This window comes from Streptomyces albidoflavus (genome assembly GCF_000719955.1).
Taxonomy (GTDB): Bacteria; Actinomycetota; Actinomycetes; order Streptomycetales; family Streptomycetaceae; genus Streptomyces; species Streptomyces albidoflavus.
The window spans coordinates 1-881 of record NZ_JOII01000089.1; the positions used below are offsets into that span (position 1 = coordinate 1).

Consider the following 881-nt stretch of genomic DNA (forward strand, 5'->3'; position numbering starts at 1 on the left):
ACTGATCGTTTCAGAATGAGTTTGGCTGCGGGTCTTGTGCTCGGCGATCTTGGTCGGCAGTGTGTCCGGAATGCGTGCTGATCTTGTTCCTGACGACCTGTGGGAGCGGGTTGCTCCGCTGCTGCCACCTGCTCCTGAACGGCGCCACCGTTACCCCGGACGGTTGCGTGTTCCCGATCGGGCGGCACTCGCCGGCGTCATGTACGTGCTGCGGACCGGTGTCGCCTGGCGCGACGTCCCCGCGGAGGCCGTGGGCTGCTCGGGGGTGACGGCCTGGCGCCGGCTGCGGGACTGGACCGAGGCCGGTGTCTGGCCCCGCCTGCACGCCATCCTGCTGAGTGAGCTGCGCCGCGCCGGCCTGCTGGACCTGGACGACTGCGCCGTGGACGGGTCCCATGTCCGGGCCCTCAAAGGGGGGATCACACCGGGCCCTCGCCCGTCGACCGCGCCCGCCCCGGCTCAAAACATCATGTGATCGTCGACCGCCACGGAACTCCGCTGGCCGTCACACTCACCGGCGGCAACCGCCACGACGTCACCCAGCTTCTGCCTCTGCTGGACGCGGTCCCACCGATCCGGGGTCTGCGAGGACGCCCCCGCCGAAAACCCCGGCGTCTGTATGCCGACCGGGGCTACGACTTCGACAAGTACCGCCGCCTGCTGTGGAAGCGCGGCGTTAAACCGGTGATCGCCCGACGCGGTGTCGCCCACGGCTCAGGACTGGGCAAGGTGCGCTGGGTGGTCGAGCGCGCCTTCGCCTGGCTGCACCAGTTCAAACGGCTCCGCATCCGCTACGAGCGACGCGCCGATCTCCACCAGGGCCTGCTCGAACTGGCCTGCAGCCTCATATGCCTCCGCCGCCTGCGAACCTCATTCTGAAA

1 protein-coding gene is annotated in these 881 nt (G+C 68.8%); it reads left to right on the forward strand.

What is annotated here, in order from left to right; genetic code table 11:
• The first annotated feature begins 70 nt into the window (after positions 1-70).
• Positions 71-879, forward strand: a protein-coding gene (locus IF45_RS32815; protein WP_103487354.1) for an IS5 family transposase whose coding sequence is annotated in 2 segments (ribosomal slippage) — positions 71-410 and positions 410-879 — 810 coding nt in all. Because the reading frame shifts where the segments join, the coding sequence is not laid out codon by codon here.
• Positions 880-881 lie beyond the last annotated feature (2 nt).